Annotated in this window: 20 protein-coding genes and 1 pseudogene; 4 read left to right on the forward strand and 17 right to left on the reverse strand. The window is 51.2% G+C overall.

The annotated features are described in order from the left end of the window. Positions 1–71: 71 nt before the first annotated feature. The 12 genes and pseudogenes from C8R30_RS15905 to C8R30_RS10275 form a co-directional block, all read right to left on the reverse strand. Positions 72–617 carry a Fic family protein gene (locus tag C8R30_RS15905; RefSeq protein ID WP_181258731.1) on the reverse strand — a complete coding sequence of 182 codons (546 nt, stop codon included), beginning with the start codon at positions 615–617 and terminating at the stop codon, positions 72–74. Between the two features lie 67 nt (positions 618–684). After that, positions 685–2,457 (reverse strand): restriction endonuclease subunit S, encoded by a 1,773-nt coding sequence (locus C8R30_RS10220; RefSeq protein WP_107790067.1) that lies wholly within the window; start codon positions 2,455–2,457, stop codon positions 685–687. Beyond that, a complete protein-coding gene (locus C8R30_RS10225) occupies positions 2,454–2,693 on the reverse strand; it encodes a hypothetical protein (RefSeq protein ID WP_107790068.1) in 240 nt (79 codons plus the stop codon). Before C8R30_RS10225 ends, C8R30_RS10220 begins: the two co-directional genes overlap by 4 nt. Then, entirely contained in the window at positions 2,686–4,104 is a 1,419-nt protein-coding gene (locus C8R30_RS10230) for an AlbA family DNA-binding domain-containing protein (RefSeq protein WP_107790069.1), read from the reverse strand. Before C8R30_RS10230 ends, C8R30_RS10225 begins: the two co-directional genes overlap by 8 nt. Beyond that, entirely contained in the window at positions 4,101–5,594 is a 1,494-nt protein-coding gene (locus C8R30_RS10235; protein WP_107790070.1) for a type I restriction-modification system subunit M, read from the reverse strand. Before C8R30_RS10235 ends, C8R30_RS10230 begins: the two co-directional genes overlap by 4 nt. A 163-nt stretch (positions 5,595–5,757) precedes the next feature. Beyond that, positions 5,758–5,910: a GxxExxY protein gene (locus C8R30_RS16660; RefSeq protein ID WP_107790071.1), complete on the reverse strand. Its 153-nt coding sequence runs from the start codon at positions 5,908–5,910 to the stop codon at positions 5,758–5,760. Positions 5,911–5,915: 5 nt separating this feature from the next. Further along, positions 5,916–6,068 carry a GxxExxY protein gene (locus C8R30_RS16665; RefSeq protein WP_107783476.1) on the reverse strand — a complete coding sequence of 51 codons (153 nt, stop codon included), beginning with the start codon at positions 6,066–6,068 and terminating at the stop codon, positions 5,916–5,918. A gap of 5 nt (positions 6,069–6,073) precedes the next feature. After that, complete coding sequence (locus C8R30_RS10255; protein WP_181258732.1) at positions 6,074–6,226, reverse strand: GxxExxY protein; 153 nt, start codon at positions 6,224–6,226, stop codon at positions 6,074–6,076. A gap of 5 nt (positions 6,227–6,231) precedes the next feature. Next, the gene (locus C8R30_RS10260) at positions 6,232–6,696 is read right to left on the reverse strand and encodes a GxxExxY protein (RefSeq protein ID WP_107790072.1); all 465 of its coding nucleotides are present in this window, start codon (positions 6,694–6,696) and stop codon (positions 6,232–6,234) included. Then, positions 6,686–9,070, reverse strand: a pseudogene (hsdR, locus tag C8R30_RS16670) (EcoAI/FtnUII family type I restriction enzme subunit R). Before hsdR ends, C8R30_RS10260 begins: the two are co-directional and overlap by 11 nt. After that, the gene (locus tag C8R30_RS10270) at positions 9,067–9,276 is read right to left on the reverse strand and encodes a helix-turn-helix domain-containing protein (protein WP_090669917.1); all 210 of its coding nucleotides are present in this window, start codon (positions 9,274–9,276) and stop codon (positions 9,067–9,069) included. Before C8R30_RS10270 ends, hsdR begins: the two are co-directional and overlap by 4 nt. 364 nt (positions 9,277–9,640) lie before the next feature. Continuing rightward, positions 9,641–9,835, reverse strand: a complete 195-nt coding sequence (locus C8R30_RS10275; protein WP_090669913.1) for a VapC50 family PIN domain-containing toxin — start codon at positions 9,833–9,835, stop codon at positions 9,641–9,643. Positions 9,836–10,016: 181 nt separating this feature from the next. Between C8R30_RS10275 and C8R30_RS10280 the strand changes: the two genes are divergently transcribed. The 3 genes from C8R30_RS10280 to C8R30_RS10290 all read left to right on the forward strand — a co-directional run bounded on the left by C8R30_RS10280 (position 10,017) and on the right by C8R30_RS10290 (position 13,901). After that, on the forward strand, positions 10,017–13,190 hold the full coding sequence (locus C8R30_RS10280) for an intermembrane phospholipid transport protein YdbH family protein (RefSeq protein ID WP_107790073.1): 3,174 nt from the start codon (positions 10,017–10,019) through the stop codon (positions 13,188–13,190). 109 nt (positions 13,191–13,299) lie between these two features. Continuing rightward, complete coding sequence (locus tag C8R30_RS10285; RefSeq protein WP_090669908.1) at positions 13,300–13,515, forward strand: YnbE family lipoprotein; 216 nt, start codon at positions 13,300–13,302, stop codon at positions 13,513–13,515. A gap of 29 nt (positions 13,516–13,544) precedes the next feature. Next, the gene (locus C8R30_RS10290; RefSeq protein ID WP_239654129.1) at positions 13,545–13,901 is read left to right on the forward strand and encodes a DUF1318 domain-containing protein; all 357 of its coding nucleotides are present in this window, start codon (positions 13,545–13,547) and stop codon (positions 13,899–13,901) included. Positions 13,902–13,996: 95 nt separating this feature from the next. On the opposite strand, the gene C8R30_RS10295 is transcribed toward C8R30_RS10290, so the two are convergent. Further along, a complete protein-coding gene (locus C8R30_RS10295; RefSeq protein ID WP_090669905.1) occupies positions 13,997–14,431 on the reverse strand; it encodes a hypothetical protein in 435 nt (144 codons plus the stop codon). A gap of 442 nt (positions 14,432–14,873) precedes the next feature. Here C8R30_RS10295 and C8R30_RS10300 point away from each other — a divergent pair, with 442 nt between their 5' ends. Continuing rightward, entirely contained in the window at positions 14,874–15,932 is a 1,059-nt protein-coding gene (locus C8R30_RS10300; RefSeq protein WP_107790074.1) for a hypothetical protein, read from the forward strand. Between the two features lie 152 nt (positions 15,933–16,084). Here the strand turns inward: C8R30_RS10300 and C8R30_RS10305 are convergent, their stop codons facing one another. The 4 genes from C8R30_RS10305 to C8R30_RS10320 are packed head-to-tail and all read right to left on the reverse strand — an operon-like array spanning position 16,085 to position 18,960. Then, the gene (locus tag C8R30_RS10305) at positions 16,085–17,266 is read right to left on the reverse strand and encodes a tetratricopeptide repeat protein (protein ID WP_107790075.1); all 1,182 of its coding nucleotides are present in this window, start codon (positions 17,264–17,266) and stop codon (positions 16,085–16,087) included. Positions 17,267–17,278: 12 nt separating this feature from the next. Beyond that, complete coding sequence (locus C8R30_RS10310) at positions 17,279–17,908, reverse strand: energy transducer TonB (protein WP_090669895.1); 630 nt, start codon at positions 17,906–17,908, stop codon at positions 17,279–17,281. Positions 17,909–17,930: 22 nt separating this feature from the next. Further along, on the reverse strand, positions 17,931–18,335 hold the full coding sequence (locus C8R30_RS10315) for an ExbD/TolR family protein (protein ID WP_090669892.1): 405 nt from the start codon (positions 18,333–18,335) through the stop codon (positions 17,931–17,933). A gap of 13 nt (positions 18,336–18,348) precedes the next feature. Further along, on the reverse strand, positions 18,349–18,960 hold the full coding sequence (locus C8R30_RS10320) for a MotA/TolQ/ExbB proton channel family protein (protein ID WP_090669889.1): 612 nt from the start codon (positions 18,958–18,960) through the stop codon (positions 18,349–18,351). Positions 18,961–18,974: the final 14 nt, after the last annotated feature.

Here is an 18,974-nt window from a genome sequence, read left to right on the forward strand (position 1 = left end):
CTAAAAAAGCCGTTCAGGTCATCCTCACCCTTAAAGCAAAATTGCCCCCAAAAATATCTGCAACTTTGAACTTAATAAACCAGATCTTGCTGGCTGGCGTTAATCACCTCTCCATTGAATTGATATGCCATAACCCGATTGCCATAAACCATGCGGCGAGTTTGTCGCAAGTCATCCACCGCTGCGCTGGGCCATAACCTGACGGCCTTGCCGGTCAGCCGGTATTTCTGTTTGCTGCTGCGCGGCTTGTTGGGGATGGTCATTTCAATCAGTCCAGCATCCAGAGCCGGGAGCAGATAGGCCTTGCGGAAATGCTCATCATCTTTCAGCCCGAGCGCCTCTTTGAGCTGTTGCCAGGTCATCTCGGAGGCCAAAACCGAGAGCAGTCGGACTTCCGGGGTTACTTCCTGCGTCACTTCCGGGGTCGAGGTATTCACAGTATCCAGGATCATCCGCAGCATGAAGGCGATGAAGGGCGCAGAATCGGTCTGTCTGGTGCTCTCCTGCAATGCCTGGTAATACTGGGCCTGGTGTTCGAAGATCAGGCTTTCCACCGGGATGGCGGCGACCAGATTCACAATCGCCGGAGTGATGGTGTAGGGTGGCTGGTAGTTCATGGGACCTCCTTATGGGCCTCACACGAAGGCACGAAGACACGAAGGGTTGAAGATAGATAGGTAGTATTCATACGGCGGCCATCACGGCGTTGAGGAGTTCGATTTGTTTGCCGGTTGCGGCGTCGATCTGCTGGTCGAGCGTGTCGCACAGGGCCATCAACTGGTCGATGCGGGCGACAATGCGGTGCTGTTCGGGGAGAGGGGGCAGCAATACCGGCATGTTGTTCAGTATGCCATGATTAAGATTTGTCATGGTGGTGCCAACAGAATTGCCTCCAAGGTACTCTTTTGCATATTCTGTTTTGAACAGATTCAAAATGTATTGCCGGTCGATATTGTCGATAAACCTCAAGACGAAACTACCTGTTCCGCACAAAAAACCATCAGATTCGGCGGTGACAATGGCGCACCTACCCATTTCTCCACGTCGAGCCATTACAATGTCGTTTTCAAATAGCCTGTAAGAACTTAGCTTTTTTGCCATGCGCTGAGAGACCGAAACTGACAAATCATGTACGATTTTTCCGTCAATCATATGTGAGGGATTGATTAGCGGTATTCCATCCGACACATAGTCACTCTTGTGGATCATTGATCCAAATGGTCCAGTTGCGATTTCCGTTGTTAAATCTCCCAATCTCACCCATTCCCACCCCTGCGGCAGTTCGTAAGGCACTTCCTCCGGTTTGACGGGCGGCAGCTTTTCCTTCCTTCGTGTCTTCGTGCCTTCGTGTGAGGCCCTTTCTTTTTCGATCTCTTTCAGCAGTTCGCTGGCGGGCGGGTCGTTGGGGTCTTGGGGGACGAGGCGGCCCATGACGGCGAGCTGGAGGATGGCCTTGCGCAGTTCGGCGACGTTTTCCTTGACGGTGTAGAGTTCGCCGAAGTGCTGGTCTAGAAATGCGAATAGCTCACACGAAGGCACGAAGGCACGAAGGGTTGAAGAATTTTCCTCACGCGAAGGCGCAAAGGCGCAAAGAGAAGGATCGAGCAGTTGTTTGATGGCAGCGGCGTGGACAGCTAGCCGCTTCTCCTCCCGCTCCTTGCGCAGCTTTTCCAGCGCATCACAACGGGCCATCAACTGGTCGATGCGGGCGACAATGCGGTGTTGTTCGGGGAAGGGGGGTAGAGGATGAACACTCATCACGGCATCATCTGTACCAAGCCTCGGCATTTTTACGCCATACATCAGGGAATTGACGTGCGCCAGAAATGCTGGGCGTTTGAGTAGCCATTTGAGAAATTCAGCATTTAAGCCGTGAAACGGAACGATCGGTACGATCTCCGTTGTACAAACGCCATCACTATCGGCAACGATTACCTTGTCGAGATAAGGCCGCAGCTTTCCGTAGAGCACATCGCCTTTCTGAAAGGTTGATTTTGTAGATTTTGATTGACGCTCTGAGAATGTTGCTCGGTAGAGAAGACGAGATGTACCCTTCTCAATATCCTCTAGATCCAACAACCATGTATTGGGGGTTATTTCATCCCCTGAGATGTTGTTTCTGCCATTGTAATCTGTGATGTCACCCAACCTTACCCACTCCCACCCCTTTGGCAGTTCGTAAGGCACTTCCTCCGGCTTGACGGGCGGCAGTTTTTCTTTCCTTCGTGTCTTCGTGCCTTCGTGTGAGGCCTTTTCTTTCTCAATCTCTTTCAGCAACTCCGAAGCAGGCGGATCATTCGGGTCCTGCTCCACCAGCTTGCCCTGCATGGCGAGGGTTAATATCAGCTCACGCAGCCGGGCAATGCCATCGGGTGCGGCAAAGGCGGTGTCGAAGTGCTGTTCCAGCAGATCGCTCACACGAAGGCGCGAAGGCACGAAGGAGAGCGATCTGGTCATATACCCCTCCCGGCCTGAATAACTGGAAATAGTGCAGCAGCCTGCTGCACTTTTATGGAGCCGATCATTTGTGCCACGGTCTGTGTCACAAATACCGAAAGGTGTTGGCCAAATTGTCCAACAAGCGGTTGGATAAATCGTTGCCGCGAACCTGGATACCCACCTGCGCGGGTATGACGTAAATTTTCAACCCTTCGTATCTTCGCGCCTTCGTGTGAGACGTTTCCGTTATTCATCGCCGCCCTCCTTGTTCAGCAAAGCCCGTCCTTTATCGGTAAGGTGGTATTTCTGCAGGCGGCTTCGGGGTTTGTCAGGGATGGTCATTTCGATGATTCCCTGCTCGATCAACGGGACCAGATGCCGCTTGTAGTTCAGGTAAACATTCGCCAGGCCGATTGCCTCAAGCAATTCGGCCTTTGACTGTGGCTGAGTTTTACAGGCAATCAACACTCTGGCGACTTGCTCACTGACTTGCTCACTGACTTGCTCACTGACTTGCTCACCGATTGACCCACCTATTTCCCCACCTGGCTCCATGGCGACCTTTGCTCGGAAGATGGCCGTGAAGAAGTCGTTGTAGCGCAGGTCCAATTCGGTGCCGCCGTGTTCGGCGACCGCTTGGCGGATACGGTTGATGCCGGTGCCGATTTTTTCGATGTAGTCGATGCGATGCAGCAGCGAGGCAATAAGGGGGTTGCGGGCCACACTGCGGGTGCCGAATTCCTCCGGTGGTAATCCGCTGGGCAATCCGCCGGGATTGGTGATGACGACCCGATCGGCGAACACTTCGATCAATACGTTGGCGCGTTTGTCGAAGTAGTCCCGATGGCAGACTGCGTTGATGACGGCCTCGCGCAGCGCCACTTCGGGATAATCCGGAATCTCCTCGCGGCGCAAGTGTTCAATTTTATAGCGGAGTTTAGTATGCCGCTGGATGAACAGCATAGCGTTGTCGATGTTGTCTACCAGGTTGGCCTTGAAGTCCTTCTTGTCCAGGATATGCACCTTGTCGTTTCCCTTGTAAAGGACACAGCCGACAATGGCGTGGTTGAGCAGGAAATCGATGTCCCTGGCAAAGAAGAGAACGCCCGCATTTGTTAACCGGTTGTCGGCGGTAAGGCAATCCAGGTTGCGCAGCAGGGTATCGCGGTCAATGCTCGGGCTGATACCGGCCAGTTTCAGGAAGTGGGCAAAGGCATCGGGGTCGAAATCGTCGGGATAAACAGCCTTGGCATGACTGAGTTCATCGAAACGGATGCGGCCTTCCTTCTGGAAGAACTCGATGATCTGATTGCGGGTGAGCTTTTGCGAATTGGCGCCCATGCGCATGAAAAAGCCACGGGAACAGCCGTAGGGTTTTTCCGTCCCTTCGGGAATTTTGACGACGAGGACATCGCCGACCGCTTCGATGTTGCAGCTCAGCCGCGACTCGATCTGGCCCAGCGTGTCCTGCACGCGGGAACGCATGACGTTACCAGTGTCGACACCCTTGATGACACCATTATCGGAGACGCCTAGGAGAATCCTGCCTCCGCCCGAGTTGGCGAAGGCACAGGCCTCCTCGACGAAGGATTTGTCGAGGCTCTGCTTGAACTCGGTGTGATACCCTTCGCCCGCCAGCAACAGGGGTGTCAATGAATCAGTCAAGCCTTACTCCGCTTGTCTGTCGACAGACAGGCCATCAACTCGGCTTTCAACGCCTGCTGCGCCGCTTCGAGCTGGTGAACGATCTGCTGGTACTCGGCCATCAACTCTTCCGGATCACGGTGGTTGACCTCCACCTCGTGGGGGTTCTTGCAGTCGAGATTGTAATTGCGCTCAGCCAGCTCTTTGGCGGAGACCTTCCAGGCCTGCTCGGTGGTCTTACGCCCACGACGGGAGGCTCCGCCCCACCAACCCTTTTCGAGATCGAACTCGGCGATGGTTAGAGGTTTGGAGCGGGAGTAGGACTTGTAGCCCTCGGGATACGGGTGCTCGAAGAACCAAACCTCGTTGGTCGGGCCGCCCTTTTCGAAGAATAGAATGTTAGTAGCGATGCTGGTGTAGGGGCTGAACACGCCCTTGGGTAGTCGCACGATGGTGTGCAGGTCGAACTCCTCCAGCAACTCGCGCTTGAGGGAGATCTTGACACCTTCGCCAAACAGAAAGCCGTCAGGCAGCACCACGGCTGCCTTCCCACCCTCTCCATTTTTGGAGGGATGCTTCAAGAGATGCATGATCAGCGCCATGAACAGATCGGCGGTTTCACGGGTCTGGTATTTGCGCGGGAAGTTGTTCTCGATGCCGTCTTCTTCCATGCCGCCGAAGGGCGGATTGGTGATGATCAAGTCTACCCGGTCGCGAGGACCGTAATCCTTGAGCGGTCGGCTCAGGGTGTTGTCGTGGCGAACGTTGGTAGGTACATCGATGCCGTGCAGCATCATGTTGGTCATGGCCAGCATGTGCGGCAGCGGTTTCTTCTCCACCCCAAAGATACACTCCTGCAATCGCTTGCGGTCGTCGGCGGTTTTAACCTGCTGTTTCAGGTGCTCGATGGCGCAGGTGAGAAAGCCGCCGGTGCCGCAGGCCGGGTCGAGAATGGATTGCCCGAGCTGCGGGTCGAGCATATCGACCATGAACTGGGTGACGGCGCGGGGTGTGTAGTACTCGCCCGCGTTCCCGGCCGATTGCAGGTCAGAAAGGATCTTTTCGTAGATGTCGTTGAACAGGTGACGGTCGCCGGATTTGTTGAAGTCCACATCCTCTTCGATAGTGTTGATCACCTGGCGCAACAGGGTGCCGGACTTCATGTAGTTGTAAGCGTCCTCGAAGACCGAACCGACCACCTTGCCATGGGACGAGATACCGGCGGCGGTGGCCAGTTTCTTGAGTGCCGGGAAAAGGTCATTGTTGACGAAGTCGATCAGCTCCTCACCTGTCATCCCCTCGGGGTTCTTGGCCCAGCTAGACCAGCGGAAACGGCTAGGCAGCGGCGATTTGTAACCGGGCACGGTGAGCTGCCACTCTTGTTCCTTGTCGTCGAAGATCTTCAGGAAAATCAGCCAGACCATCTGGCTGATGCGCTGAGCGTCGCCATCGACGCCAACATCCTTGCGCATGATGTCCTGTATGGCTTTGATCAGGGTGGTGAGTGACATAGTTGTTATCCTGATTGGTTCACACGGAGGCACGAAGACACGAAGTCTTGTTTGCCGTTGACGATGCGTTTGCAGCCTTCTTTGAACGCGGCTGCGCCGAAGTTGGTGAGGAGACCGAGGGGGAGATTCAATAGACGCAGGTGAGTCAGAACTTGCATAGTTGTTATCCTGATTGGTTCACACGAAGGCACGAAGACACGAAGTCTTGTTTGCCGTTGACGATGCGTTTGCAGCTTTCTTTGAACGTGGCTGCGCCGAAGTTGATGAGGAGACCGAGGAGGAGATTCAATAGACGCAGGTGAGTCAGAACTTGCATAGTTGTTATCCTGATTGGTTCACACGAAGGCACGAAGACACGAAGTCTTGTTTGCCGTTGACGATGCGTTTGCAGCTTTCTTTGAACGTGGCAGCGCCGAAGTTGATGAGGAGACCGAGGAGGAGATTCAATAGACGCAGGTAAGTCAGAACTTGCATAGTTGTTATCCTGATTGGTTCACACGAAGGCACGAAGACACGAAGTCTTGTTTGCCGTTGACGATGCGTTTGCAGCCTTCTTTGAACGCGGCTGCGCCGAAGTTGGTGAGGAGACCGAGGGGGAGATTCAATAGACGCAGGTGAGTCAGAACTTGCATAGTTGTTATCCTGATTGGTTCACACGAAGGCACGAAGACACGAAGTCTTGTTTGCCGTTGACGATGCGTTTGCAGCCTTCTTTGAATGTGGCAGCACCGAAGTTGATGAGGAGACCGAGGGGGAGATTCAATAGATGCAGGTAAGTCAGAACTTGCTTAGAATGAACGGGCGCAAGTTTTTCTACTGACTTGAGCTCAATCAGTAGCAGATCCTCGACGATCAAATCAGCCCTGAATCCTTCGTTGATGGAAAGTCCCATCACCTCAATCGGAATGGCCTGCTGTCGGCTTACCTTAAGGCCTTTCCCCAATAACAGTTTTTCTAATACTGCCTCATACACCGATTCCAGCAAACCCGGCCCGATCTCAACATGCATTCGGTACGCACAATCCACGACAATCCGAGAAAGCTCTTCCTTGTCCCTTCGTGTCTTCGTGCCTTCGTGTGAGATTCCCTGCTTACCCGGCATACAGCGCCTCCTCCAGGTCATGCACTGCCTGCTGATACTGATTCAGTCCACCAAAGGCGCGAATGATTTCCAGCGGGGTGCCGAATTCGGTAAAGGGGGCAATGGTGAGAATCTGCGTCTCTTCGATGTGGGCTACGCCTTCATCGGCGTACTTGTCAAGCAGGGCTTCCAGCACCCGGCGGGCCTGCTCTCCGTAGCGGGTGAAGTAGTTGCGTTTCTTCACCTGTTCCGCCCGCTCCTTGCGGGTGAGAGGCGGCATATCCCAGGCGACGTGGCAGACCAGATCGAAGGGGTCGAAGGCTTTGCCGGATTGCCGCCCGATCTCATCGGCAAGAGCATCGAAGAAAACGCCCTGTTCTGACAACTCGTCGATAATAGCCTGCTTCTTCTCGGTGCTGCTCCAGCGCCGGAGGAAATCGTCGAAGGTGGCATATTCCCTGGCCAGTGCCTTGCGGGTATAGTCCTTAAGAGATTCGGTGATCAATTTGCCGTTGGCATCGAAATACTGGACGCGTTCGGCGGCGACCTTGACCTCGACATTGGCCACGACGTAACGACGAATGCTGCCTTCCTCTGCTACTCCGGGTCCGTTGATGCCGATCCATTCCTGGTCTTCCCCGGTTACCGGGTAGGTGATGCCACTCCCACTTTCAGGTTCAAAGGGCACATCCGGCGGCACCGGTGTCTGATCCCCCGTTGGTTCGTAGATCTGCACCGGTTCACCGTCAAAATCAGGATCGGCAAACAGTTCGGTGGCCTTTTTAAAGTCAATGATGGTGAAGTAGTACTTGCCGTAATCTTCGTTGATGCGGGTGCCGCGCCCGATGATCTGCTTGAACTCGGTCATGGACTGAATGCGCTGGTCGAGCACGATGAGTTTGCAGGTCTGGGCATCCACGCCGGTAGTCATCAGCTTGGAGGTGGTGGCAATAACCGGGTATTTACTCTCCGGGAAGATGAAGTTGTCGAGCTCGGCCTTGCCTTCCTCGTTGTCGCCGGTGATGCGCATGACGTATTTGCTGTTCTGCGCCACCAGGTCGGCGTTTTCATTGACCAGGGCTTGGCGCATGCGCTCGGCATGGTCGATGTTTTCACAGAAAACGATGGCTTTATCGAAGCGGTCGGTCTGCTTGAGGAACTCAGTGATTTTTTTGGCCACCAACTGGGTGCGCTGTTCAAGGACCAGGGTTTTGTCGAAATCCTTCTGGTTGTAGATGCGATCCTCGATTTCAAAGCCGTACTTGTCGATCATGCCCTTGTCGGGCCGCCAACCGGTCAAATCCCGGTCGAGATCGATACGCACGACCTTGTAGGGGGCCAGAAAGCCGTCATCGATGCCCTGCCGAAGGCTGTAGGTATAAATGGGGTCACCAAAGTAGTCGATGTTGGAGACTTCTTTGGTTTCCTTGGGCGTGGCAGTAAGGCCGATCTGGGTGGCGGAGCTGAAGTATTCGAGGATTTCTCGCCAAGCCGAATCGGCAGCCGCGCTGCCCCGATGGCATTCATCAATGATGATGAGGTCGAAAAAGTCGGGGCTGAACTGCCGGTAGATGTTTTTCTCTGCCTCGTTGCCGGTAACAGCCTGATAGAGGGAAAGATAAACCTCGTAGGATTTGTTGGCCTGCCGCTTCTGGATCTTGGTCATGGCCGAGCCGAACGGCTTGAAATCGTTGGTCATGGTCTGGTCGACCAGAATGTTACGGTCGGCAAGAAACAGGATGCGTTTTTTTACCTTGGACTTCCACAACCGCTAGATAATCTGGAAGGCAGTGTAGGTCTTACCCGTGCCGGTGGCCATAACCAGCAGGATGCGATTTTGCCCCTGAGCTATCGCCTCGATGGTCTTGTTGATGGCCAGCAACTGGTAATAGCGCGGACTTTTATCGCTGCCGTCGCTGAAATAATCCTGCGTGACCAGCACATTCTGCTGCTCGTTCAAGCCACGGTGCTGCGCCCACCAGTGCCACAGTGTTTCCGCAGCGGGAAATTCGTGGAGGGCAAGCTCGCGCTCGACAACGCCGCCCGGGGCAATTTTGTTGTGAAACAGAAAGCCGTCGCCGTTGGAGCTGAATACAAAGGGCACTTGCAGCATGTCGGCATAACCCAGCGCCTGTTGCATGCCATCGCCAATAGTATGGTTGTTGTCCTTGACCTCAATGATGGCAATGGGGATATTCGGCTTGTAAAACAGCACATAATCGGCGCGCTTGCGCTTGGCGCGGGTATGCAGCTTTCCACGCACGATGATACGTCCGTTGGTGAGAGAAAACTCTTCACGGACCTGAGTCGTGACATCCCAGCCCGCCTTGTCCAGGGCGGGCGTTATGTACTTAGTGCAGATATCGCGTTCAGAGAGTTGTTTCTTGTTCATCAGATCAACATTCCCTGTTCTTTCATCCGCTCACAAAAAGCTTCGAACTGCCTTCTCGCCAGTTTGAACGGAACCGTCTTGCTATTTTCCCAGCGGTTGATCGTGGAAAAACTGACGCCCAGCTCGTGCGCCAGCTCTTCCTGGCTGAGCCCCAGTTGCTGGCGGACCTCTTTGACCCTCTCTGCAAAATTTTCCGGTGCCTTTGCCATTTCGGTTTGCCTCGATTCCTGGTGGGCCGCCAATTCTCTGGCGGTAAACGAACACAATCTGCTCAATTTGCAAATACGACCGTTAATATAGCAGGTGACAACGCATGTGAAAAGCGGAACGCTGGCAAGTTATTTTAGGATATTCCGACACAGCTCAACGACACCCGGCAAGTAAACACAGAATCCACAACCAGGTACAACCGACCATGGACATCAACGTGCTGTTTGATGGAAAAATGAAAAGCATCAACCCATTCGCCGACGAATTCACCGAACTGCGGTTGCAGGAAACCGGATGAGTTCCAGAGGAGTGAAGATTGTGCACTCCGATTCGATTGCGGGTTACGAATTGAACTGAAATCCGTTAAAGCGCAACTTTCCACTCCATCAGCAGATTAACGGTCTGCATATGACCCCACTTTAGCAACGCGTCTAGATATTCGCCCACCGTCTTGGGTGGATACATCAACGATCGCCGCTGGTTGGCTTCAGCCTCGTAAACATTGGCCGGGGGTAGATCGAGCCGATCATAGATGAAGTCACCCTGGGGCAGGGTCACCAGGTTGAAGCGCTGGCGTTGCTCCTGTCAGCGACACTTTAATTATCTACAAAACCGCCTCCGGCGTGAGTTTTACCCAACTATCGCTACTCTTCCTCAACCCCTCGCTATGCTATGATGAAAAGCCTATTCAGACGCGATCTCCTTCATAGCTTTTGGATCCACAAAATGACATGATCTTATGAATAAACACGTTACACACTGGCGGTTGATATGGATCGGTTTCGCACTTCTCATCGGCATAGGATTCTTCTCTCGCCACGCACTACTAGAAACCCTCATCAGAGGCCAGCTCCACAAGCAAGGTATAGCGGTTCACTCACTGACAGTCGAAGAAGTTTCCTTTAATGCGCTGCAATTGCGAAACTTGTCCGTAGGCACCGAGCGGGAACTACAAATCGATGAGATGCGTATTGCTTGGCGTTTTTCTGACTTACTCGCCAGAACGGTTAAATCGGTCGAAATAAACGGTTTGCAAGTCGTGGTTGACTTACAAGGCGAACTCCCGCCTCTAGGGTCATTACAACCGTTAATCTCATCATCGGAAAAAAATACCGGCTCACGCAAGCTGCCCGCCATTTCAATAGCCGATTCGGCGATCCAAATACAATCAACATGGGGAGCAATCGCAATCAAACTGGCTGGCAACATCGAACAACCCTTTAGGGATGCTCAGGCCGCGCACTTCGATGCAAAAATAATCAGCTCATTAGGCCAAGTTACAAGCACACTGGCAGCAACTCTGGATAACACGGGCAATATCCAAGGAGAAATGACGGTCTCAGGCGACAAGCTGGAGTTGCCTGAAGCGCGTATCATGCACCTCACGGGGGGCGCTGTTTTCAAGTTGACCCCCTCGCATCTACACCGCATCGATGCCGAATTGGCACTCTCGGACATGCGCCTATCTGTCCGCCAGACGGCAATACCGGCATTCGATTATCACTTTGAACAAGCGAATATCCAAATAGGTTTCGATGAGACCCATGCGCGACTGACTGGGGCACTACGAACAACCCACGACAGCTTTACAGTTGAATGGAAGGGTGCGGTACATCATGCGCTGAAAGTGCCTGACTTCGATTTTTCTTTGCAAGCACGCGGTGCAGCACATGATTTTCCATGGCAGTTGCTTGGTTTTAGTCAGCCCGACAAAGGCAGGATGGCGTTAACAGTAACAGCTCAGGGGCAATCCCCCGCTTTTCAAGCGATAAACCGCAACAGCCCGATCAACCGAAGCTGGTTACAACAGAGTTTGTGGGACGGGCAAGCTCAGCTCGAGCTGCAGGGAATCCGCTTCCCGCAAAAAATTACCGATCTCAATAGCCAATTCAACCTTCATCTGGCTCTTGCCAACGGCGTTGGCAGGCTATCTTTCATAGATAAGAATGTCTTGCAAATAGCCCGCTTGAATACTGAATGGCTTACAGATTTAGGTCTAACCACAGAGAGCGCTCACCTGCTATCCGAGGGAGGAAGCTTACTCATCAGCGGTCCGAATGATCAACCCCCTCAAATAAACCTTATTCAACATGAGGATACTATTGATGTAAATGGCGCTATCGCAGTGATACTTGCGTCGAAACATGCACAAGCTGCTATCGGCACTTCTGTCGAAGTCACCTTGGACAACCAGAACAAATTAACCCGGTTCAAGCTGGCCGACCTTTCATTACAAGCAGAAGGGGTTCGTTATGCCGGCATGAGCATAGAGCGGCTCAAGCTCATAGGCGATATCCAGGGATCAGCGGAAAGTGGCTCGGGTCAGCTCGAACTGCTTGCCCACAGCAATCGCTTAGTTGCAGGGCCGATCACTGCCCGCCGCACTTCGGCCTCTTTGCCGCTGCAAATTAGTTTCGATCAGGATTCTTTGCGCATCAATCTGCAAAAAGCAGGCAAGGTGTCAGTCGGCGCGATCGATCCGATCGATACCCTCAGAATTCAAGATACCTTGAATGTCTCTATCCCCCGAATGGATATTGAATTAAAGCAGCATCCACAGGGCATGCGCTTTGATCATCATATTGTTGCGGCCCCCGCCCCGCTAACACTGCGCATAGCCCAACAAAAAAAGGATGAAATCGAAGCCCGCGTTCATCCAGGAAAAGTAGAATTGCGCGGACAATACAGGGTTGGCAGCCCCTATCAGGGCAAAGGTATCCTGCGTGGGACGAATCTGACCCTGGTGCAACCCGCCATCCATCTGGAAAATATTGCAACCACACTCCATCTCGGCGCCACTGGGACAGGCAAGTTTATCGACTTCACCATCGGCCAAGTACGCCATCAAGCTGACACCCCTTTTTTTACCCCCATTTCTATTTCTGGTCATGTCCAACCCGCCCATGGTCAGCCGGATAGATTAACCCTTAGCGTAACCGGCGGCACACCGGCGTTACGCTACCTGACACTGTCAGGTGTATACACGCCCAATAGCGGCAAGGGCAGTCTCCAAATGGAGATCATTCCCCTGGAATTTTCTCCGGGTAGTTTGCAACCCGAAGTACTGCTACCCGCACTCGCCGGGCTTGAGGATGCGAGCGGTACCGTGAGCGCTTCGGCACGCGTCAACTGGAATCGGGATGAAATTTACAGTAGCGGTACGCTTGATTTTCATCATTTATCGTTTGTGTATGAGGGTGTCCAAATAACAGACCTGAATGCGACACTGAATCTAAGCGATGTCATATCACCGGCAAGCGCGTCACAACAAATTATCACCATCCGCCGGATCGACCCCGGCATCGCCCTAGAAAGTTTGGCAGTTTCCTATCGAATTGAGGGGACGCCACCCAAAATTGCGCTTGAGAAAGCAAGCCTTTTTTTACTGGGCGGAATTATTTCCTTGGAGCCCACCGTCATCGACCCATTTGCTACCCGCAATGACATTGTAGTGCGTGTGGATAATATCGACCTTGAAAGCTTTTTCGATTTGATCCAAGTAGAGGGGTTAACGGGCAATGGCCGCCTTGATGGGGTTATTCCGATCTGCTTTGAAGGTGATCAAATGACTATCCGAGACAGCCATCTTATGGCGGAAATCCCTGGCATGTTGCATTTCAAGTCAGCAAAAGCGTCTCAATTATTGGCCGGCGCAGGCGAAGAAATGGACTTGCTGCTTCAGGCCATGCAGGATTTTCATTATACCGAACTGACGCTAAAACTAAGCAAATCCGCCAAGCACGATTTGCTCGCCACCCTTTCCCTATTAGGCAATAACCCTAATGTGGTAGATGGGCAGATGTTTCGTTTGAATATTAATCTTGAGAGCAATATCGGTAAAATTCTGGACAGTATTAGCCAGGGGTACAGATTATCGAATGAAGTGATGCGTGGTTTATTCAGGTTACGTTAAATTTTGTCCGGATAAACTGTATACAGTCTCATTTGATAAGCTATTATGCTCACTATTCGATCCCGGTAACACATAGACCCCGAGAATCGATCAGAAAAGGAGTCCGATCATGTTCCAAATACATCGAATGACAGATTGCTCACTTAAAATCGTATTACCCGTGATTTGCTGTCTAGCACTCGTTGCCTGCACACCTACAGTCGAAATGAAAGCACCGCAAGAACCCATTACCATTAACCTTAACGTCAAATTGGATGCCGATGTGCGAGTTAAGCTTGAAGAAGAAGCCAAAAAAGACATTGAGACCCATCCAAATATCTTCTAGTGCAAATTCGGTTCGATAAGGAGAATATCATGCTACGTATGCCTAGCATTCCCAATAGAAGAAAATTCCTGCGGGGAGTCATCAATACAGCGCTATTGCCACTACTACTCTATGGATTACCCGCGTGGGCCGATAACATTGAGCAGCTTCGTGCTTCGGGTGCAATTGGCGAAAGTCTCACCGGTTACGTGGTCGCACGGCAGTCAAGCGCGAAAGCGGCGGCTGACGCCATTAACGCAAAACGTCGCGCCATTTATCAGCAAAAAGCCGCTGAACAGGGTATTAGCGCCGATCAAGTGGGTAAAGTTTATGCGATAGAATTATTCAAAAAAATTCCTGCAGGCACTTGGATTCAAAAAGAAAATGGTCAGTGGATCCAGAAATGACCAATTAAAAGAAAAATGCTAGACAGCGAAGCAACTGCCTAGCATCAATTCAAGGAGATATCTGAAGTATTACATTACCATTACATTACCTAAGACTAGTTCAACTGAGTTGCTTTAGATGAGCTAGCGTCCTTATCGGAAGATGCCATTTCGTTGGATTTACCCAACCCATCGCAACGATACGCTTTTCCGTAGGCTTGAGGACTTGAACCATATCCGCCTGTCGAGTTTCCTTCCCAGTACACATGCGTAGCGTTAAGTTCCTTTGCCATTTTCATAGCCCTGTGTTCCGCTTTATGTTTCCAGACCGTCAGAGAAGATTTACCCCACCCTGAATTCCCCCATACGTCCCCAACGTAATCACAATTTGAAGACTCAAGATCGGCAGTTGCCAATACGAGAATACCGTGCGTGCTGCCCGCAGCAGATGCTAGCGAGGGTATGACTATGAACATCGCCATGGTCATGAACAATCCGGATATAAGATGCTTGATCCATATAGCCATAGAGTTGACCGATATAGTTTTCATTTTTAGTCCTCCTGGATAAAAAGCGGAATTGGTATCAATAACCACACTAACGATACGTTCTTCCTGGTTGACAGTACTTCATTTGTCTTTCATTAGAATTACACTGCTCAGGATAATAACCCTAACCTCATCTATACTAATCAACAAGGATTAAGCAGATAAACCTTGATAAAACTATGGTTTATCACATCTATTACCCATACCAGCTTCTATGATGCATATACTAATGATTGATAGCATAAATGATAAGCATAATTATCCGAATCACATTGTATACAATATAGAAACAATAGATATCAGAACCAGCGTTTGATATAGGTAGCACATCGCAACATTTCCATGTTGCCGTGAGATAAACTGATTATTGGTAATGATTTGCAATCCAGGGTGAAATGTTTTGCGTACATCGAATTTAGCTCGATTTTCTTTCATTGTTTTGATAATGAGCAACAGCCCTTGGTCTCCAAAAGGATCAATCGCGCTGGCCAGTGAAATGCGTCACAGAGGTGCAGCAACTCCCTGGATTACCACTGCATCCACCGAAAACAATGCACATGAGCGCACGAAGCATGAACGGCAGGATACACAATGGATCGATCACGTACAGCGTACCGTCACTTCAACTGTAGATAACACAGCACGCTGGGTGGATCGCTTTTTTGGCGATCCCCGCTGGTTCGACGATCAACCCTCCGACCCATCAAAATTAGCCACATCGGTAGGACGGCTGTCGCTCGGCCCGAGATGGGACGAGGCTCATGGCTGGAGCACAATAGGCAGTTTACGTGCTCGGTTTTATCTACCCCATCTCGATAATCGATTCTCGGCGATTATTGGCCGATTGGGGTTTGATGAATTTATCACCGGCGATGATATCAGCCGTCCCGCATTAATTCGCAGCCTCGATGCCGACAATGAGTGGCTGATCGGGCTGGGTTATGACCCAATTATTCAAAATCGGCGCAAACTTTCCTTGGGAGCCGGTTTTCGTGGCGGATTGCGCTTTGATCCTTACCTACGCGCACGTTATCTCATGCAAACTGAACTAACTGACCGCAGCCAACTTCGCTGGCAATCCGTTGGTTTCTGGCGAAATAGTGATGGCTTTGGGGTGGCCCAGCGCCTTGATTATGAAATCGGTATGGGTGAACGCTGGCTTGGTCGCTGGTCTGGACGCGCCACTCTGGCTCAGCGTACCGACGGCATCCGCTGGCGTACCTCGACAAGCTTGTTTTACCTGCAATCCAGTAATCGTGCTTATGCCGGAGAAATGTGGGCACGCGGCGAAACCGCCCATCCAGCATCGTTGCGAGATTATGGTTTTCGCGGGATTTACCGACAACGCTATTTACGTGATTGGTTCTTTGTTGAGCCGTGGGTTGGCATGCATTGGCCACGAGATGGGCTAGATGAAGAACGTAAGAGCGCTTGGATAGCAGGACTTCAGTTTGAAATTATCTTCGGTGAAGCCGTTGTGCAACGGACGACTGAGCAACAATGAGCCAAAACACGGCCAAGATGGCAAACCGTTTTATTTAATCCGTATGCCATTCGTAAGCGTGTTATCTGCAAGCAAAAATTCAGGGTGAGTTTGCCGAAAATGACAGGGGGTATCGTTAAACGCCTACGAGAAATCCGATAAGCGTGACCTTGTTAAGCACACTTCCAGGGCTCATCCTTGCACACTTCCATCAAACGGCGAAGCTCGACTCCGCGCCGGAATAGTTCGGGCTCCTTTAAGAAATCGAGGTGCTTGGCCGCTTGCTGAAAATGACCGCTGGAAAACTGCGCATAGGCCAAGGCATAGCGGACATTCTCATCTTCCAGTAAACCGACACGATATAAACTCCCTTCCATACTTGCCGCTTGTTCATACTGCTTTAGCGCAAGCAGTATGGAAAGCCGTTGTTTGAGTTTCACTTTTTGATCAAGAATCGTGGAATTAAGCATCAACGCCTTATGCAATCTACCCGCTCGGCGGTAAATCTCCGCCGCCTCGGAAAGCAAAGCATGATTGACGCGCGCCGCGTGTTCGAGAATGTGGGCTGCGGCATTGAGCATGCCCAGGTCAAGATAGATATGTGCGAGTAATTTGGACACCACTTCATTATCAGGAAACTGCAAACGGGCGATCTCCATAATTTTCAGGGCTTCCTGATACTCCTTGCTCAATCTCAAGGCATTCCCGATTGCCACATAATCCTCAGCCTTGGCCTTGGAAAGCGCGAGATATTCCTGCCCGAGCTTTGCCGCCTCCTGATAGAGCTCCAGCTGAACAAAATAAAAAACCTTAAGCTTAAGAAAACGGTAATCGCTGGGAAATAGCCTATGGCCCTCGTTCAGCGCTTGAATGGCCTGGTGAGTCTTTTTCAAATGCCAATAAGATTGCGCCTGGATTGAAATCAAAATCGGGTTCTGCCTTTTATGCTCGCCGGCCTTACCAACAACGCCCAAGACCTCGGCATAATTTTTCAGGGAAAAGTGAATTTGCGCCAGATAAGCATAAATGAGCGCATCCTGCTGGCCATGATGAATGGCCGACTGCAAGCTATCTTTAGCTGCCACAAAATCATTGAGGTTCATGTACGCCAACCCTTGTAGCGTATAAAACCTTGCCAAATCCGTCTTCTCGTCTTCCAGATCAATGCTTTGCAGTGCCATCAAGGCACGATCATAATGCCCATCTTTGAGCATGATTGCGGCAAGCTCGATAAAATCAGTAGTATCGGATTGCTTTTCTTTCGCAAAGGCCAGTTGGCATAAGCTTACGAGCACCAGCCCTGCCAAAATTATGGCCGCAAATCTGATCAGCACCCGTCCAATTATTTTATCCATTGCCCATACCGATCAAGACAAATCAAATCGAATTTTTTGCTTGGCCCATACCCGCACGCTATCCCCTTTATATTTAGCAGGCTCGAATTGCCATGAGCGCACCCCCTGTAAGGCAGCATCATCAAACACACCCGATGGGCTTGATTCCAGAACTTGTATTTGCTTTACCGAACCATCGGTATCAACCAGCACCGAGAGCACGACATAACCTTTGATTCCTTTCTTTTTGGCCGCAGGCGGATATCTAAACGCGCTTCTGGATTTGGGTTTCGGCGGCACGTCCACCAAATCCTCAGTCATCACCGCATTGCCTGTTTTGCCCAATAGGCTCTCGTCGACACCGCTCATACCGCCATCATCGATACCGAACAATCCCAGATCGATCCCCGACAATGATGAACTCAGCCCCTTAAAGGGAGGCGGCGCATCGGTGCGTGCCGGCTGTTTCTTGGGTTCGATTTTTTTGACGATCTTTTTAGGCTCAGGGGGCGGCTGCTTGACCATACTGATCTCGGTCATTTCCTGAACAGGTGCCTTATCGACTTGTCCGGCAAACTTATTCATCAGGATCACGAGACCAAACACCAATACGGGCCCCATCAACATGGAGGACAACGCAACAACATGTTTACTGGCTTTCATAGTTTCATTCCTCACTCTCTATTTAACCTGCCTCTTTTCTCGTTGCGACGCCCACACTTTGCGCACCTGCCAATCTGGCTTGGTCAACTACTTCAACCAACTTTCCTGCAGGCACACCTTCATCCGTAACCACTAACACCACTTTGTTGGTCGATGTGCTCAACAGATCTCTGAGTTTGCTCTGGATCAACCAGAGCCGCACAGGCTCGCCATCCATGTAGGTATCGCCATGACGATCGATAAACAAACGGATCGCTTTGCTAGATGAAGCAACAGCGCTACTTGCTTTGGGTCGCTCCAATTCCAGCTGCATATCCTTGACGAACGTCGTCGTTACCATAAAAAAAATCAGCAAAATAAATACGATATCGATCATGGGGCCAATATCGATCGAGGTATCCGCTTCAATAGGTTCGTTATATTTCATTGCACACCTTGGCTCATGAAGTAATGGGTTGACTACACAACAGGCTCTTGATTTGCCTAAGCTCTTTTTCGATTTGCTGCTGCTTTTTATTGAGTATGCTATGAACCAGTAAGCCAGGAATCGCAACCGCCAGACCCATTTGGGTCGAAAACAAGGCTTGCGATATGCCTCCTGCGATTCCACCTGACTGGGTAAATAGCGCCATCGATGCTAGCGAATCGAATGTCTCGACCATGCCAACGACCGTACCCAACAGCCCTAGCAAGGGCGAAATGACGACAACCGTTTTGACGAGCACCGAGAAGCTTTTAATTTCTTTCTCATATTCATAAAAAGCGGCATCGAGAAAACGGCGTAATTGTTTAAGATTGCCTACATGCTTGTTTTTAAGCGTAACGCCCTGCTGCACGGCCTGCTCGACGATACTTTTTGCGGGCCGACCAGGGTCTTCCTGATAAAATTTGAGCATATCGCGCACCCCCATCGATCCAGATGATTTCAGAATCGAGAAACGATAGCCGAGCCCATACCACAGCAATAATGCACACAGCAATAAGGGCGGCATAACGATGCCGCCTGCTTCAAAGAGCTCCCGAATCAGGCGGATCAATTCTTCGATAGTCATGGATATTGCCCTAT

It is taken from the genome of Nitrosomonas nitrosa, assembly GCF_003051105.1.
Taxonomy (GTDB): domain Bacteria; phylum Pseudomonadota; class Gammaproteobacteria; order Burkholderiales; family Nitrosomonadaceae; genus Nitrosomonas; species Nitrosomonas nitrosa.

Coding starts and splice junctions, on each gene's coding strand:
- C8R30_RS10280 (WP_107790073.1), top strand. CDS start 10,017: ATGAATAAACACGTTACACACTGGCGGTTGATATGGATCGGTTTCGCA.
- C8R30_RS10320 (WP_090669889.1), bottom strand. CDS start 18,960: ATGACTATCGAAGAATTGATCCGCCTGATTCGGGAGCTCTTTGAAGCA.
- C8R30_RS16665 (WP_107783476.1), bottom strand. CDS start 6,068: ATGCAAGTTCTGACTTACCTGCGTCTATTGAATCTCCTCCTCGGTCTC.
- C8R30_RS10220 (WP_107790067.1), bottom strand. CDS start 2,457: ATGACCAGATCGCTCTCCTTCGTGCCTTCGCGCCTTCGTGTGAGCGAT.
- C8R30_RS16660 (WP_107790071.1), bottom strand. CDS start 5,910: ATGCAAGTTCTGACTCACCTGCGTCTATTGAATCTCCTCCTCGGTCTC.
- C8R30_RS10225 (WP_107790068.1), bottom strand. CDS start 2,693: ATGAATAACGGAAACGTCTCACACGAAGGCGCGAAGATACGAAGGGTT.
- C8R30_RS10260 (WP_107790072.1), bottom strand. CDS start 6,696: ATGCCGGGTAAGCAGGGAATCTCACACGAAGGCACGAAGACACGAAGG.
- C8R30_RS10290 (WP_239654129.1), top strand. CDS start 13,545: ATGCTACGTATGCCTAGCATTCCCAATAGAAGAAAATTCCTGCGGGGA.
- C8R30_RS15905 (WP_181258731.1), bottom strand. CDS start 617: ATGAACTACCAGCCACCCTACACCATCACTCCGGCGATTGTGAATCTG.
- C8R30_RS10285 (WP_090669908.1), top strand. CDS start 13,300: ATGTTCCAAATACATCGAATGACAGATTGCTCACTTAAAATCGTATTA.
- C8R30_RS10270 (WP_090669917.1), bottom strand. CDS start 9,276: ATGGCAAAGGCACCGGAAAATTTTGCAGAGAGGGTCAAAGAGGTCCGC.
- C8R30_RS10305 (WP_107790075.1), bottom strand. CDS start 17,266: ATGGATAAAATAATTGGACGGGTGCTGATCAGATTTGCGGCCATAATT.
- C8R30_RS10255 (WP_181258732.1), bottom strand. CDS start 6,226: ATGCAAGTTCTGACTCACCTGCGTCTATTGAATCTCCCCCTCGGTCTC.
- C8R30_RS10315 (WP_090669892.1), bottom strand. CDS start 18,335: ATGAAATATAACGAACCTATTGAAGCGGATACCTCGATCGATATTGGC.
- C8R30_RS10295 (WP_090669905.1), bottom strand. CDS start 14,431: ATGAAAACTATATCGGTCAACTCTATGGCTATATGGATCAAGCATCTT.
- C8R30_RS10310 (WP_090669895.1), bottom strand. CDS start 17,908: ATGAAAGCCAGTAAACATGTTGTTGCGTTGTCCTCCATGTTGATGGGG.
- C8R30_RS10300 (WP_107790074.1), top strand. CDS start 14,874: ATGAGCAACAGCCCTTGGTCTCCAAAAGGATCAATCGCGCTGGCCAGT.
- C8R30_RS10235 (WP_107790070.1), bottom strand. CDS start 5,594: ATGTCACTCACCACCCTGATCAAAGCCATACAGGACATCATGCGCAAG.